General features: G+C 67.4%; 13 protein-coding genes and 2 tRNA genes. 6 read left to right on the top strand and 9 right to left on the bottom strand.

The genetic code is table 11. The annotated features are described in order from the left end of the window. Window positions 1-13: 13 nt before the first annotated feature. Both GPX89_RS04420 and GPX89_RS04415 read right to left on the bottom strand, forming a co-directional pair. Window positions 14-1,111 carry a D-alanine--D-alanine ligase family protein gene (locus tag GPX89_RS04420; protein WP_157355265.1) on the bottom strand — a complete coding sequence of 366 codons (1,098 nt, stop codon included), beginning with the start codon at window positions 1,109-1,111 and terminating at the stop codon, window positions 14-16. 98 nt (window positions 1,112-1,209) lie between these two features. Continuing rightward, window positions 1,210-2,205 carry an NAD(P)H-dependent glycerol-3-phosphate dehydrogenase gene (locus GPX89_RS04415; RefSeq protein WP_157355264.1) on the bottom strand — a complete coding sequence of 332 codons (996 nt, stop codon included), beginning with the start codon at window positions 2,203-2,205 and terminating at the stop codon, window positions 1,210-1,212. A 104-nt stretch (window positions 2,206-2,309) separates the two neighbouring features. Here GPX89_RS04415 and cofC point away from each other — a divergent pair, with 104 nt between their 5' ends. The 3 genes from cofC to GPX89_RS04400 all read left to right on the top strand — a co-directional run bounded on the left by cofC (window position 2,310) and on the right by GPX89_RS04400 (window position 6,228). Further along, window positions 2,310-3,026 carry a 2-phospho-L-lactate guanylyltransferase gene (cofC, locus tag GPX89_RS04410; RefSeq protein WP_157355263.1) on the top strand — a complete coding sequence of 239 codons (717 nt, stop codon included), beginning with the start codon at window positions 2,310-2,312 and terminating at the stop codon, window positions 3,024-3,026. 62 nt (window positions 3,027-3,088) lie between these two features. Then, on the top strand, window positions 3,089-5,263 hold the full coding sequence (locus GPX89_RS04405) for an RNA degradosome polyphosphate kinase (RefSeq protein ID WP_157355262.1): 2,175 nt from the start codon (window positions 3,089-3,091) through the stop codon (window positions 5,261-5,263). After that, complete coding sequence (locus GPX89_RS04400) at window positions 5,260-6,228, top strand: NUDIX hydrolase (RefSeq protein WP_198347352.1); 969 nt, start codon at window positions 5,260-5,262, stop codon at window positions 6,226-6,228. Before GPX89_RS04405 ends, GPX89_RS04400 begins: the two co-directional genes overlap by 4 nt. Window positions 6,229-6,449: 221 nt before the next feature. On the opposite strand, the gene GPX89_RS04395 is transcribed toward GPX89_RS04400, so the two are convergent. The 3 genes from GPX89_RS04395 to leuC all read right to left on the bottom strand — a co-directional run bounded on the left by GPX89_RS04395 (window position 6,450) and on the right by leuC (window position 9,333). Continuing rightward, window positions 6,450-7,085 (bottom strand): HU family DNA-binding protein, encoded by a 636-nt coding sequence (locus GPX89_RS04395; protein ID WP_157355260.1) that lies wholly within the window; start codon window positions 7,083-7,085, stop codon window positions 6,450-6,452. A gap of 157 nt (window positions 7,086-7,242) precedes the next feature. Further along, complete coding sequence (gene leuD, locus GPX89_RS04390) at window positions 7,243-7,851, bottom strand: 3-isopropylmalate dehydratase small subunit (protein WP_157355259.1); 609 nt, start codon at window positions 7,849-7,851, stop codon at window positions 7,243-7,245. Between the two features lie 57 nt (window positions 7,852-7,908). Then, window positions 7,909-9,333 (bottom strand): 3-isopropylmalate dehydratase large subunit, encoded by a 1,425-nt coding sequence (gene leuC, locus GPX89_RS04385; RefSeq protein ID WP_157355258.1) that lies wholly within the window; start codon window positions 9,331-9,333, stop codon window positions 7,909-7,911. Window positions 9,334-9,475: 142 nt separating this feature from the next. Between leuC and GPX89_RS04380 the strand changes: the two genes are divergently transcribed. Together GPX89_RS04380 and GPX89_RS04375 are read left to right on the top strand one after the other, a co-directional pair. Next, complete coding sequence (locus GPX89_RS04380) at window positions 9,476-10,177, top strand: IclR family transcriptional regulator (protein ID WP_157355257.1); 702 nt, start codon at window positions 9,476-9,478, stop codon at window positions 10,175-10,177. A 187-nt stretch (window positions 10,178-10,364) separates the two neighbouring features. Continuing rightward, window positions 10,365-10,865 (top strand): pyridoxamine 5'-phosphate oxidase family protein, encoded by a 501-nt coding sequence (locus GPX89_RS04375; RefSeq protein WP_157355256.1) that lies wholly within the window; start codon window positions 10,365-10,367, stop codon window positions 10,863-10,865. Between the two features lie 79 nt (window positions 10,866-10,944). On the opposite strand, the gene GPX89_RS04370 is transcribed toward GPX89_RS04375, so the two are convergent. The 4 genes from GPX89_RS04370 to GPX89_RS04355 form a co-directional block, all read right to left on the bottom strand. Then, window positions 10,945-11,017: transfer RNA gene (locus GPX89_RS04370), tRNA-Glu, on the bottom strand. A gap of 63 nt (window positions 11,018-11,080) precedes the next feature. After that, window positions 11,081-11,152 (bottom strand) — tRNA-Gln (locus tag GPX89_RS04365). A 134-nt stretch (window positions 11,153-11,286) separates the two neighbouring features. After that, on the bottom strand, window positions 11,287-12,753 hold the full coding sequence (gene gltX, locus GPX89_RS04360) for a glutamate--tRNA ligase (RefSeq protein WP_157355255.1): 1,467 nt from the start codon (window positions 12,751-12,753) through the stop codon (window positions 11,287-11,289). Window positions 12,754-12,782: 29 nt separating this feature from the next. Then, window positions 12,783-13,556, bottom strand: coding sequence for a fumarylacetoacetate hydrolase family protein (locus GPX89_RS04355; RefSeq protein WP_157355254.1), 774 nt, complete (start codon window positions 13,554-13,556; stop codon window positions 12,783-12,785). A 327-nt stretch (window positions 13,557-13,883) separates the two neighbouring features. Between GPX89_RS04355 and GPX89_RS04350 the strand changes: the two genes are divergently transcribed. Beyond that, window positions 13,884-15,152: an MFS transporter gene (locus GPX89_RS04350; protein WP_157355253.1), complete on the top strand. Its 1,269-nt coding sequence runs from the start codon at window positions 13,884-13,886 to the stop codon at window positions 15,150-15,152. Window positions 15,153-15,221 lie beyond the last annotated feature (69 nt).

The raw sequence follows: 15,221 nt of genomic DNA, 5'->3' as shown, positions 1-15,221 counted from the left end.
TTTCGAAATCAGCTCAGCGCAGGCCGGTGCCACGTGCCCGGGCGGTCTCGACCAGGGTGCTCACCAGGGTCCGGTTGTCGATGCCGGTGGCCTCCCACATGCGCGGGTACATGGAGATGGAGGTGAATCCGGGCATGGTGTTGATCTCGTTGATGACCGGCCCGTCGGCGGTCACGAAGAAGTCGACGCGGGCCAGGCCCTGGCAGTCCAGCGCCCGGAAGGCGCGCACGGCCAGCTCCCGGATCTCCTGGGACACATCGTCGTCCAGCTTGGCGGGGACGTCGAACTCGCAGACGTCGTCGAGGTACTTGGTGTCGAAATCGTAGAAATCGGGCGCCTCGGTGTCGTCCTCGGGCATCCGGATCTCCGCCACCACACTGGCTTCCACCCGGCCGTCCGGGAATTCCAGTACGCCGCACTCGACTTCGCGCCCGACGATGCCCGCCTCCACGATGACCTTCGGATCATGCTGGCGCGCAACGGCGATGGCGGCGTCGAGCTCGTCCCAGCTGTCCACCTTGGTGATGCCGATGGAGGACCCGCCGCGGGCCGGCTTCACGAACACCGGCAGGCCCAGCCGCTCGCGGTCGGCCTCGGCCACGGTGGCCACGCCCGGCCGCAGCACCACCTGCACGCCGATCGGAAGCCCCTCGGCGGCAAGGAGTTTCTTGGTGAACTCCTTGTCCATCCCGGCCGCGCTGGCCAGCACACCCGGACCGACGTAGGGCAGCTCGGCCAGCTCCAGCAGACCCTGCAGGGTGCCGTCCTCGCCGAACGCGCCGTGCAGCACCGGGAACACCACGTCCACGGTGCCCAGCACCGTGTCCGCGCCGTCCAGCGGCACCAGCGCGCCGGCCCGCGACGGGTCGGCGGTCAGCGCCAGCGCGGTGCCCGTCTCGTCGACCGTGGGTAGCGCGCGATCGCCGGCCGTCAGCGCCCGCGGGTCCGTGTCGCCGAGCACCCAGGTGCCGTCGCGCGTGATCCCGATCGGAACCGCCTCGTACCGTTCGGGATCGAGGCTCGCCAGCACGGTGCGCGCCGAAACACACGACACCCCGTGCTCATTGCTGCGGCCGCCGAACACCACCGCCACCCTGGTCCTGTTGGTCATGCCCGGAACCGTACCCGGTCGAATGTGGCCGCGGTGTTACGTGGTCGCCCCGGGGTCGCCTCGGCTCGGCGACCGGTCGCTGTCGACTCAGCGGTGATTCACTCCGACTTCAGGCGTCGCCCCTGCAGCTGGCCCATCGCCTCGACGGCCGACATGCCCTCGTGGCACACCTGGTGCACCGCATTGGTCAGCGGCATCTCCACCCCGTGCGCGGCGGCCAGCGCCCGCACCGATGTGCAGGACTTCACACCCTCCACGACCTGGCCATGAGTGGCCTCCAACGCCGACTCCATGGTCCCGCCCGCGCCCAGCGCGTGCCCGAAGGAGCGGTTGCGCGACAGCGGCGAGGTGCAGGTGGCCACCAGATCGCCGACCCCCGCCAGTCCCGCGAAGGTGACCGGCTCCGCGCCCACCGCGACGCCCAGCCGGATGATCTCGGCCAGCCCGCGCGTGATGAGGGTGGCGATCGAGTTGTCGCCCAGCCCCATTCCCGAGGCGATACCGCAGGCGAGCGCGATGACGTTCTTGCAGGCCCCGCCGATCTCGCAGCCGATCACGTCGGAATTGGTGTACGGCCGGAAATAGCCGGTGGCACAGGCGTGCTGGACCGCTTCCGCCCGCGCCATGTCCGTGCACGCCACCACGGTGGCGGCAGGCTGCCCGGCGGCGATCTCGTGCGACAGGTTCGGCCCCGACAGCACCGCCACCCGGCTCGGATCCGCGCCGCTGACCTCCGCGATGACCTGGCTCATGCGCAGCAGGGTTCCGGTCTCGATGCCCTTGGCCAGGCTCAGCAGCGTGGCGTCGGCGGGAATCAGGTCCTTCCAGGCCGCGAGATTGACGCGCAACGACTGCGACGGCACGGCCAGCACGACGATGTCGGCGCCGGCGAGAGCGACGGCGGGATCATCGGTGGCCCCGATCGGCGGCAGCACGACATCGGGCAGATACCAGGGATTGCGATGCTCGGTGGCCAACACCTTCGCCACTTCGGGCCGTCGAGCCCACATGGTGGTCTCGGTTCCCGCTTCCGCCAACACCTTCGCGAACGCGGTCCCCCACGACCCCGCTCCCAACACCGCTGCCCTAGCCATCTGCCCAATATATGCGCGCGCTAAACCAGCCATGCCGGTTGTGGCATCACGAAGAATCCGACGCCGCTCACACGCGCGTCATCTTGGAGTGGGAGGATTCGGGCATGCACCCGTCCGTGCACGCGGTCATCGCGGTCAAGAGTCTCGGACTCGCCAAGTCTCGGCTGTCCGATGGGTTGCCTGCCGAACACCGGCCGCGGCTGGTGTTGGCCATGCTGGCCGACACCGTGACGGCGACGGCTGCTACCCGGGGGATCGCGTCGGTGACGGTGGTGACGCCCGATCCGACCGTCAAGGAACTCGTGCACGGCCTCGGCGCGCACGTGCATCCCGAGCCCGAGATCACCGAGCCGCACACCAGTGGCCTCAATGCCGCGCTCTCGGCGGGCGCGGCCGCGGTCCGGCACCGGCACGGCCCGGTCGATCTGCTTGCCCTGCAAGCGGATCTGCCCGCGCTGCGCCCGGCGGAACTCTGCGACATGCTCGCGAGCACGGGCCATCGCCGCTCGGTGGTCGCCGATCACGAGGGCAGCGGCACGGTAGCCCTGCTCGTACGCGGCGACCGTGACAATCCACTGAGTGCCGCGCTCAACCCGCTTTTCGGTCCGGACTCCGCCCGCCGCCACATCGCCGACGGCGCGGTGGAGCTACTGGGCGAGTGGCCCGGACTGCGGCAGGACGTCGACACCGCCGCGGACCTCGAGCGCGCCGCCGCACTCGGGGTCGGAACCGCCACCGGCGCGCTACTGCGTGAAATCGGCGTGTCTCAGGCATGTCGGGCAACCGAAGAGATGCGCAGAGCCGGGTCGTCACTGTGCTGACGCGGCGTGATCTCCGCTGCAATGGACGGTGTCAGTTCGGCACCCCACCCGCGACATAAGGAATGATCGTGAGAGTGAGCGATACGGATACCGTCAAGCAATCGCCGCTACTACCGGCGGCGCCGCCAGCGGCAACCCCTCCGCCCACTGCTGCCGCGCCCCTCCCTGCGGACCGGTACGTGAACCGGGAACTGAGCTGGCTCGATTTCAATGCGCGTGTGCTGGCCGCCGCCGAGGACCATTCCCAGCCGCTGCTCGAGCGCGCCAAATTCCTCGCCATTTTCTCCTCGAATCTGGACGAGTTCTACATGGTCCGCGTCGCGGGACTGAAGCGCCGCGCGGAGACCGGACTGTCGGTACGCTCCGCCGACGGCCTGTCGCCCACCGAGCAGCTCGAGATGATCGCCGCCCGCACCCAGGTGCTCGCCGAGCGCCACGCGCGCGTCTTCCTGGACCAGGTGCTGCCCGCCCTGACCGCGGAGGGCATCGCCATCATCCGCTGGTCCGAGCTCGAGGACAGCGAAAAGCAGCGCCTGTCCGGGTATTTCCAGGACCAGGTCTTCCCGGTGCTGACCCCGCTGGCCGTCGACCCGGCCCACCCGTTCCCCTACATCAGCGGCCTGAGCCTGAATCTGGCCGTGACGGTGAAGGATTCGGTGACCGGCGGCGAGCACTTCGCCCGAGTCAAGGTGCCCGACAACGTCGATCGTTTCGTCCGGGTCCGGCGTACCCCGGCCACCACGCAGGCTCCCTCCACCGCCGCGTTCCTGCCCATGGAGGAGCTGATCGCCGCGCACCTGGATCAGCTGTTCCCGGGAATGGAAGTGGTGGAACAGCATTCGTTCCGCATCACCCGCAATGCCGACCTGGAGGTCGAGGAGGACCGCGACGAGGACCTGCTGCAGGCCCTCGAGCGCGAACTGGCGCGCCGCCGCTTCGGCTCCCCGGTGCGGCTGGAAGTCTCCGACGACATGACCGAGCACATGCTCGATCTGCTGCTGCGCGAACTCGACGTCGACCCCGCCGACGTCATCCAGGTGCCCGGCCTGCTCGACCTGTCCTGCCTGTGGCAGGTCTACGGTGTGGACCGCCCCAACCTCAAGGACGCCCCCTACGTCCCGGCCACCCCGCCGGCCTTCGGCGAACGCGAAACGCCCCGAAACGTTTTCGCCGCCCTGCGCGAGGGCGACGTGCTGGTGCACCACCCCTACGACTCCTTCTCCACCAGCGTGCAGCGGTTCATCGAACAGGCCGCCGCCGACCCGCAGGTGCTGGCCATCAAGCAGACCCTGTATCGCACCTCCGGTGACTCCCCCATCGTCAACGCCCTCATCGACGCCGCCGAGGCGGGCAAGCAGGTGGTGGCGCTGGTCGAGATCAAGGCCCGCTTCGACGAGCAGGCCAACATCAAATGGGCTCGGGCACTGGAGCAAGCGGGCGTGCACGTGGTCTACGGCCTGGTCGGTCTGAAGACCCACTGCAAGACCTGCCTCGTGGTGCGGCGCGAGGGTGCCACCATCCGTCGCTACTGTCACATTGGCACCGGTAATTACAACCCCAAGACCGCCCGCCTGTACGAGGACGTCGGATTGCTCACGGCCGCACCGGAGATCGGCGCGGACCTCACCGACCTGTTCAACTCGCTGACCGGATACTCCCGAAAGGCCAACTACCGCAATCTGCTGGTGGCCCCGGTCGGAGTGCGAGCCGGGATCATCGAGCGCATCGAACGCGAGATCGAACTGGCGCGCCAGGGCGAGAAGGCGCGAATCCGGCTGAAGGCCAACGCCATCGTTGACGAACAGGTGATCGACGCGCTGTACCGGGCCTCCCAGGCGGGTGTCCCGGTGGAGATCGTGGTGCGCGGCATCTGCGGGCTGCGCCCCGGCGTCCCCGGCATGAGCGAGAACATCGAGGTGCGCTCGATTCTCGGCCGCTACCTGGAACATTCACGGATCCTGCACTTCCAGGCCCAGAACGAATACTGGATCGGCTCGGCCGACATGATGCACCGCAACCTCGACCGGCGTGTGGAAGTCCTGGCGCAGGTCAAGGATCCCAAACTGGCCGACCAGCTGGGCCAGGTGTTCGATTCCGCCACCCACCCCGCGACCCGATGCTGGGTGCTGCGGGCCGACGGCAGCTGGGAGGCGCAGCCGGGGCCCGACATCCCGGCCGAGGAGATTCGCGACCACCAGGAGTACCTGATGCGACTGCGACGTCCGGATCGCCAGTGAGCCCACTCGATAACGACTCCGCCGCCGACTACGCCGATCCACCGGTCAAGGCCAACATCCTCGCGGCGGGGGCCGTGTTGTGGCGCCCCGCACCGGGGTCCGCGGACGGATCCATCGAGATCGCGCTCGTGCACCGGCCCAAATACGACGACTGGTCGCTGCCCAAGGGGAAATTGGATCCCGGTGAGACGCCGGTGATCACGACCGTGCGCGAGGTGGCCGAGGAGACCGGGCTGAACACGCGCCTGGGCCGCTATCTGGGCCACGTGACCTATCCGGTGACCGGACATCGCAAACTCAAGCGGGTGGACTACTGGGCCGCCCACATCCTCGACGGCGACTTCCAGTCCAATACCGAAGTCGATGTGCTGGAGTGGTGTCCGCTCGACCGGGTCATGGACGCCCTGTCCTACCCGATGGACCGCACCATCGTCCGGAACTTCCTGCGCCAGCCGCCCGAGACCTCGCATCTGCTGGTGGTGCGGCACGGGAAGGCCGGTCGCAGCGACCGTTTCGCCGGTGACGACGACGCCCGCCCGCTCGAAAAGGCCGGTCGCGCACAGGCTCGCGCGCTCGTACCCAACCTGCTCGCCTTCGGCGCGAGCGAAATCGTCTCCGCCCCACCGGCCCGCTGTGTCCAAACCGTGACCCCGCTGGCGGAAAACCTCGGTGTGGACGTGGAACTCGAACCGCTGTTCTCCGAATCCGGTTACGCGGCAGACCCCGACGCCGCCCGCAAACGCGCCCGCGACCTCGTCTCCGCCGACTCGGTGCCGGTGATCTGCAGTCAGGGCAAGGTGATTCCGGATCTGCTCGACTGGTGGGCCGCCGAGGACGGAATCGAGCTGCCACCGGCCCGCAACCGCAAGGGCAGCGTCTGGGTGCTGTCGTTCCACCGGGGCCGCCTGATCGCGGCCGACCATCTCGACCGCGCGCTGACGCCGACAGACCTGCCGCGCGGCTGACTACCGATCGGCGGGCAGCGTCGCCCGCCGAAAATCGGCCACTCACCGGCCGGAAATCCCTGGAAACCCTTGGAACGCCGCCGTACCGGCGACTTCCGGCCGAATCCGCCCCGCTCGTAAGGCGATTCCGCCCCTGCACATGCGAAACGGCCCGGCGATGCCGGGCCGTTTCACGTCTTGTCCTGCTCGAAAACCCCCGTCAGCGACGGGTTCCGGCCGTATTAGCGGCGAGCGGTGCGCTTGGCCGCGGTCTTCTTGGCGGGAGCCTTCTTGGCGGTCTTCTTGGCCGTGGCCTTCGTAGCGGTGGCCTTGGTGGCCGCCTTCTTGGCCGTGGTCTTCTTGGCCGCGGTGGCCTTCGCCGGGGTCTTCTTGGCGACCGTCTTCTTCGCGACCGTCTTCTTGGCGGTGGCCTTCTTGGCGGGCGCCTTCGACGCGGCCTTCTTGGCGGTGGTCTTGGCCGGCGCCTTGGTGGCGGCCTTCTTCGCCGTCTTCTTGGCGGTGGTCTTCTTCGCACCCGCCTTGCCCGAAACCGGGGCAGCCACACCACGCTTCACGGCCGGGCCGCTCGAAGCGATCTTCTGCTTGCCGGCGATGATCGCCTTGAACTGAGCACCGGGACGGAAAGCGGGCACCGAAGTCGGCTTCACCTTGACGGTTTCGCCGGTACGCGGGTTACGAGCAACCCGGGCAGCACGCTTCCGCTGTTCGAAGACACCGAAACCCGTGATGGTGACGCTCTGACCTTTGTTCACAGCACGCACGATCGTGTCGACCATCTGCTCGACTGCAGCAGTAGCGGTGCGCCTGTCAGTACCCAACTTCTCGGTCAGAACATCGATCAGTTCCGCCTTGTTCATTGAATCCTCCGCAGACTAATTGGCCCGTCGTCGGACCGACTAGGTACCACGGTAAACCCTTTGCGGGCAAGAGTCTATGTGCCACGCGGAAATACATGACGCATGGCACACGCTCAGCTACCTGGTTTGAGGGCGTTCAGCTAACGCCCATCAATGATTACGTCTGCGAAATACGGGCCGGAATGGTAGCGGGTTTCCAAGTCGGCCTTGCGTTTTCGAACTGGCTGATCTCGGCCTCGTGGCGCAGAGTGAGGCCGATGTCGTCCAGCCCTTCCAGCAGGCGCCACCGGGTGTAGTCGTCAATATCGAACGGCAACACGACCGTTCCGGCCGACACGGTTCGCGTCTCGAGGTCCACAGCCAATTCCAAACCCGGCTGTTCCTCGAGCAACTTCCAGAGCAATTCCACATCGCTCTGGGCCATCCGGGCCGTCAGAAGCCCGTCCTTACCCGCGTTCCCGCGGAAGATGTCGGCGAAGCGAGACGAGATCACCACCCGGAAGCCATAGTCCTTCAAGGCCCAAACAGCGTGCTCACGTGAGGATCCGGTACCGAAATCCGGACCAGCGACCAGCACACTACCCCGGTTGTAGGGCTCGGTGTTCAGAATGAAGTGGGGATCCGTCCGCCACGCCGCGAACAGGCCGTCCTCGAATCCCGTTCGGGTAACGCGCTTCAGATAGACCGCCGGAATGATCTGGTCGGTGTCGACATTGGATCGGCGCAGCGGAACGCCGATCCCCTTGTGGACCTTGAAGGCTTCCATCGTTGATTCTCCTGAGTCAGTGGGGGCGGCCGGATCTGGGCCGCCGCGGGCGAGGGATCAGTTCAGATCCGCAGGTGAGGACAGGGTTCCGCGCACCGCGGTGGCCGCCGCGACCAGCGGCGAGACCAGGTGCGTGCGGCCGCCCTTGCCCTGTCGCCCTTCGAAGTTCCGGTTCGAGGTGGCGGCACAGCGCTGACCGGGGGAAAGCTGATCCGGGTTCATACCCAGGCACATCGAGCAGCCCGGCTGGCGCCATTCCGCGCCCGCGGTGGTGAAAATCTCGCCCAGACCCTCTTTTTCCGCCTGCAGCCGCACCCGCATCGAACCCGGGACGATCAGCATGCGTACACCGTCCGCGACCTTGCGACCGTTCAGAATATCGGCGACCGCGCGCAGATCCTCGATCCGGCCATTGGTGCACGAACCCACGAAAACCGTGTCCACGGCCACATCCCGCAGCGGGGTGCCCGGCTTCAGGTCCATGTACTGCAGCGCCTTCTCGGCGGCCGCGCGCTCGTTCTCGTCGACGATCTGCTCCGGATCCGGCACCGAGTCGCCCAGCGGCGCACCCTGTCCCGGATTGGTGCCCCAGGTGACGAACGGGGTCAGCGCCGACCCGTCGATGTGCACCTCGGCGTCGAAAACCGCGCCCTCATCGCTCTTCAGGGCGTCCCAGGCGGCCACGGCGGCATCCCAGTCCGCGCCCTGCGGGGCGTGCGGGCGGCCCTTCAGGAACTCGTAGGTGACCTCGTCGGGCGCGACCATGCCCGCGCGGGCCCCGGCCTCGATCGACATGTTGCACATGGTCATCCGGGCCTCCATGGACATGGCGCGCACGGCCTCGCCGCGGTACTCCAGCACATAGCCCTGGCCGCCGCCGGTGCCGATCTGCGCGATGACCGCCAGGATCACGTCCTTGGAGGTGACGCCCGCGGGCAGCTGCCCGTCGATATTGATGGCCATGGTCTTGAACGGGCGCAGCGACAAAGTCTGCGTTGCCAGAACGTGTTCCACTTCCGAGGTGCCGATACCCATGGCCAGCGCGCCGAACGCGCCGTGGGTGGAGGTGTGCGAATCACCGCACACCACCGTGGTTCCCGGCTGGGTCAGGCCCAGCTGCGGGCCCACCACGTGGACGATGCCCTGGTCCAGATCGCCCATCCGGTGCAGGCGCACACCGAATTCCTCGCAGTTCTTGCGCAGGGTGTCGACCTGCAGGCGCGACACGGGATCCGCGATCGGCTTGTCGATGTCGATCGTCGGGACGTTGTGGTCCTCGGTGGCGATGGTGAGATCCGGGCGGCGCACCGGCCGGCCGGCACTACGCAAGCCGTCGAACGCCTGCGGACTCGTGACCTCGTGCACCAGGTGCAGGTCGATGTAGATGAGGTCGGGCTGGCGATTCTCGCCCTCGCCTTCGCCGCGAACGACGACGTGCTGATCCCAGACCTTCTCCGCCAGGGTGCGTGGCCGGTCGGCCATATCTCCATCACCTCTCGATAGACATTCCCGCGTTCGGGCTGTGACGCGGGGGCTCGCGCTGCTCATTGTGATCAGCGCCGGCGTCCGACGCGGGGAGCGGCTGGTTTGCATTTCCCAACATGCGAGACGCTAATATCGTTCTATGAGACAGCATAGCGGTATCGGGGTTCTGGACAAAGCCATGGCCGTCCTGCACGCCGTAGCCGAGCAACCCTGCGGCCTCAACGAGCTGTGCGCCCGCACCGGCCTGCCCCGCGCCACCGCGCACCGCCTGGCCGTGGGCCTGGAGACGCACCGCATGCTGGCCCGCGACAGCCAGGGCATGTGGCGACCGGGCCCGGCCCTGTCGGAACTGGCGACAACCGCCAGCGATCCCCTGCTCGACGCCGCCTCCACCATTCTTCCGCGCCTGCGCGAGATCACCGGCGAGAGCGTGCAGCTCTACCGCCGCGACGGGAACGCCCGCATCTGCGTGGCCGCCATGGAACCGGCCGCGGGCCTACGCGACACCGTGCCCATCGGGGCACGGCTGCCGCTCACCGCCGGTTCGGCCGCGAAAGTGCTGCTGGCCTGGTCCGATCCCGATCTGCAGCGCACCATCCTGCCCGAGGCCGTCTTCGGCGAGCGGGCGCTGGCCGAGGTGCGCCGGCGCGGCTGGGCGCAGAGCGCGGCCGAGCGCGCGGCCGGTGTGGCCAGCGTTTCCGCGCCCGTGCGCGATGCCGCGGGCGGCGTGATCGCGGCCGTCTCGGTATCCGGACCCATCGATCGCATGGGCCGCCGGCCGGGCGCGCGGTGGGCCGCCGACCTGGTGGCCGCCGCCGACGCCCTCCACAAGCGCCTCTGACGGACTTTGCGGGGCCCGGGGAACCCTCGGGGTGGCCACAGCGGTCACGACAGCCTCAGCGGCCGCTGCGCCGCCCCCGCCGGAACCGCACAGCCCCCGTCCCGAATCCTGGGACGGGGGCTGTGCCGTATCTGGCAGGAAACGGCCACTGTGACCGCGCTCATACGCCGTAAATTACAGTCGGCCCATGGGAGTTAATCAACGCGCGCAGATCGTGATGTCCGAGCAGGAGATCACCGAATTCATCGAGCGCAGCCGCATCGCCACCATGGCCACGCTGGGCGCTTCCGGCGCTCCGCATCTGGTCGCCATGTGGTACGCGGTGATCGACGGCGAGATCTGGTTCGAGACCAAGGCCAAGGCCCAGAAGACGGTGAATCTGCGCCGCGATCCGCGCATCACCGTGATGCTCGAGGCCGGCGACACCTACGACCAGCTACGCGGTATTTCGCTCGAGGGCCGCGCCGAGATCGTTGAGGATCCCGAAGCCCTGTTCAAGGTGGGAATCAGCGTGTGGGAGCGCTACACCGGGCCTTACAGCGAAGAAGCCAAGCCGTTCGTCGAGGCGATGCTCAACAAGCGGGTGGCCGTGCGCGTCGTGCCCGAACGCATCCGCAGCTGGGATCACCGCAAACTCGGATTGCCCGCCATGCCCAAGGGCGGCACCACGGCCCAGCACTCGGACTAGTTCCACTACTTGAACCGCGAGAGTCCGGAGCCGCAAAAAGCGAAGGCCCCCAGCCGGTTGGCTGGGGGCCTTCGCTTTGTAGTCCCGACGGGATTTGAACCCGCGCTACCGCCTTGAGAGGGCGGCGTCCTAGGCCGCTAGACGACGGGACCAGGATGAGATGCCGGCGGTTTCCACCGCCGAACTTCTCGAATCGAGAACCGGAGCTCTCGCAGCTGGGGTACCAGGACTCGAACCTAGAATGGCTGAACCAGAATCAGCTGTGTTGCCAATTACACCATACCCCATTGACCTGGGCTTTCAGGATCTCCCCGGGGGAAGTTCCTGTCGGCGTTCCGGCCGAGAAGAAGATTAGCAGCATCCCACCGTAGATACACAAACCGGCTGGTCAGAGGCCGGTTTGTGCATCATTTCGGAGCACTCAGGCGAGCTCGGACAGGGCCGTGCGGAGGCGGTCCATGGTGATCTCGCGGCCGAGCAGTTCGAGCGACTCGTAGAGCGGCGGGCTGATGTGGGATCCGGTCACCGCGACGCGCACAGGTGTGAACGCCTTGTTCGGCTTGAGGCCCAGCTCATCGATGAGCGCGGATTTGAGCGCCTCCTCGAGCGGGGCCGCGGTCCACTCCGAAACGCCTTCCAGCGCCTTTACCGTCGCCTGCAGTACCGGGGCGGCGTCGGATTTCAGATTCTTCGCCTTCGCGGCCTCGTCGATGACGAACTCTTCGGGCTTGATGAACAGGAACTTCACCAGATCCCAGGCGTCGCCGAGAACCTTGATACGGGTCTGAACAAGATCGGCCACGGTTTCGAACAGCTTCTCGTCGATCTCGGCGCCGATATGTCCGTGTCCGGTGAGGTACTCGCGCAGCCGGTGAGCAAAATCACCGGGGCTCAGCAACCGAATATGTTCGGCGTTGAGAGCGTCCGCCTTCTTCTGATCGAATCGAGCCGGATTCGAATTCACTTTCGAGATATCGAACGCCTCGACCATCTCCGCCATGGAGAACAGATCATGATCATCGGCGATGCCCCAGCCGAGCAGCGCCAGATAATTCAGCAAACCCTCCGGAATGAAGCCGCGGGCGCGGTGATGGAAGAGATTCGACTCCGGATCACGCTTGGACAACTTCTTGTTGCCGTGGCCCATCACGAAGGGCAGGTGCCCGAACTCCGGAGTGAACTCGGCGACGCCGATTCGCTTCAGCGATTCGTAGAGCGCCAGCTGACGCGGAGTCGAGGACAGCAGATCCTCGCCGCGCAAAACGTGGGTGATCTTCATCATCGCGTCGTCGACCGGGTTGACCAGCGTATAGAGCGGGTCGCCATTACCGCGGGTGAGCGCGAAATCGGGCACGACGCCCGCCCGGAAGGTGGTCTCGCCGCGCACCAGGTCGTTCCAGACGAGGTCGTGGTCGGGCATGCGCAGGCGGATCACCGCCGGGCGGCCCTTGGCCTTGTAGGCCTCGATCTGCTCCGGCGTCAGGTCGCGGTCGAAGTTGTCGTAGCCCAGCTTGGGGTCGCGGCCGGCGGCCTTGTGGCGGGCCTCGACTTCTTCAGGGGTGGAGAAGGATTCGTAGGCCTCCCCCGCGGCCAGCAGGCGCTGCACGACATCGAGATGAAGGTCACGCCGCTGCGACTGCCGGTATGGCGCGTAGGGGCCGCCGACCTCGGGGCCCTCGTCCCAGGTCAGGCCCAGCCAGCGCAGGGCGTCGAGGATGGCGGCGTAGGACTCCTCGGAATCGCGTGCGGCGTCGGTGTCTTCGATGCGGAAGACGAAGGTGCCGCCGTGGTGGCGCGCGAAGGCCCAGTTGAACAGGGCGGTGCGAACCAGTCCCACATGCGGTGTGCCGGTGGGAGACGGGCAGAAACGTACCCGGACGTCGGTCATGGCTCTCTCTCGTTTCAGGGTTACCGTGTTCAGCGTTTGGCGGCAACGGGATTGGACAGGGTGCCGATTCCGGACACGGTCACCGACACGGTCTGGCCCTCCTGCAGCGGGCCGACGCCCTCCGGGGTGCCGGTGAGGATGACATCGCCGGGGAGCAAGGTCATTACGGCGGTGACCCATTCGATCAGCTTCGGAATATCGTGCAGCAGAAGTGAAGTGCGACTGCGCTGCTTTTCCTGGCCGTCGACCTCGGTGACGATCTCCAGATCCGAAGGGTCCAGCGAGGTCTCGATCCACGGGCCCAGCGGGCAGAAGGTGTCGTAGCCCTTGGCCCGGGTCCACTGGCCGTCGTGGCGCTGCTGATCGCGGGCGGTCACGTCGTTGGCAACGGTGTAACCCAGGATCACCTCGTGGGCGCGGGCGGCGGGCACGTCCTTGCAGGGGCGGCCGATCACGATCGCCAGCTCGCCCTCGTAGTCCACCTGAGAAGAGCTGGGCGGCAGGATGATCGGGGCGTTGGGGCTCTGGATCGAGGTGCTCGGCTTCATGAAGATGACCGGGTCGGCCGGGGCCGGGCCGCCCATTTCCTCGGCGTGCGCGGCGTAGTTCTTGCCGATGCAGATCACCTTGCTGGCCAGGATCGGGGCCAGCAGGCGCACATCGGCGAGCGGCCAGCTGCGACCGGTGAAGGTCGGGTTGCCGAACGGGTGTTCGGCGATTTCACGGACGACGGCGTCGGAACCGTCGCCTTCGATGCTGACGAAAGCGACTCCATCTGGGCTGGCAACTCGACCTAGGCGCATGGTTGGCATCCTATCGACCGGCTTCGACCTGCCCGAACGCGCCCGACCGCGGGGCGAGACGTGACATCCCGGCGACGACGGGCCCGGGTCGGGCGCTCCGATCGGCACCGCGCGGCATCCCACCCCGCATCGGGCGTACCGGAATGTGGAATGCGCTTATACGCAAGGCAACTCACCGCGCGCAAGGCGGCGCACAAGATCAGTACCCGGGTGTGAGCAAACAAACAGCTCGCCCCGGAAATCATCTTGCGCATCAGGTGTACCGTAAGAACCGATGTTCACAGAGTAAGACATCGATTCCACATAATGAGACACGAGGTGAGGGCCATGGCCACCGTGACACAGATAGGTGCGGCGCGACGGTGGAGCATGCTGGCCCTCGGAGTCTTCGCACAGGCCTCGACCGCGGTCATGACCAACGGCGCTCCGTTCCTGCTGCCGTCGCTGACCCAGCGCGGAATGTCGCTGGCCACGGCCGGTCTGCTGGTGGCGATGCCGCTGGCCGGGTTGTGCTGCACGCTGATCGCATGGGGTTTCATCGTCGACCGCATGGGTGAGCGCGTGGCGCTGGTGGCCGGTCCCGCGATCATGTTCGTGACCGGCGCGGCGGCGGCCGCGGTCACGAACTACGTTGCGCTGGGGGCATTGCTGTTCCTGGCCGGGGCGGCCGGAGGCAGCACCAACGGCGCCAGCGGACGGGTCATCGTGGGCTGGTTCCCGCCGAATCAGCGCGGCCTGGCCATGGGAATCCGGCAGACCGCACAGCCGCTGGGCGTGGCCATCGGCGCCATGACGATTCCGGCCGTCGCTGCGGCACACGGGTTCTCGACGGCCGTCCTGGTACCCGCGGCCATGGCGGGCCTGGCGGCGATCGGCTGCCTGATCGGGATTGTGGATCCGCCGCGACCCGAATCCGCCGGGGGCGCAGGGCGTCCCGCGAATCCCTACCGCGGGGATTCGACGCTGTGGCGGATCCACGGCGTATCGATTCTGCTGGTCATCCCGCAGGCCGCCATCTGGACGTTCGGCCTGCTGTGGCTGCACCAGGATGTCGGCCTGTCGCTGGCCGCCGCGGGCGCGGTGGTCACCGGCACCCAAATCCTGGGCGCTGCCGGGCGAATCGGCGCGGGGATCTGGTCGGACCGGGTCGGCAGCCGGCTGCGGCCGCTGCGCACGGTGGCCATCGCGGCCGTTATCTCCATGGCCGCCTTGGCCGTAGCGTCGTGGACGCAGCAGTGGTGGGCGGCCGTTCCGATTCTGGTCGCGGCCTCGGTCATCACGGTGGCGGACAACGGCCTGGCCTTCACGGCGGTGGCCGAGATCGCCGGTCCGTTCTGGTCGGGTCGCGGCCTGGGCATCCAGAACACGGGCCAGAATCTGGCCGCGGCCGCGGTCGCCCCGGCCTTCGGCGCGTTGATCACCGCGGCCGGATTCCCGAGCGTCTACCTGCTGGTAGCACTGGTGGCACTGGCGGCGGTGCCGCTGGTGCCCACCGATTCGGTCCGGCGGTCACGCACCGAATCAGTGCCGTTGGCGCCCACCGGTTCCCAGCCTCCTGCTGATTGCGGGCAAATCCGGAAGACCTGCGCCCGTTAAGTTTTCGCATCCGAATGCATTTGTGCGATATGCCTCACTGCCCCAGCCGATTTCACGAGATCGCCTCTC

It is taken from the genome of Nocardia terrae (assembly GCF_009760405.1).
In the GTDB taxonomy this organism is placed as follows: Bacteria; Actinomycetota; Actinomycetes; order Mycobacteriales; family Mycobacteriaceae; genus Nocardia; species Nocardia terrae.
The sequence above is the reverse complement of the archived record's forward strand: the minus strand, read 5'-3'. Positions and strand labels throughout refer to the sequence as shown.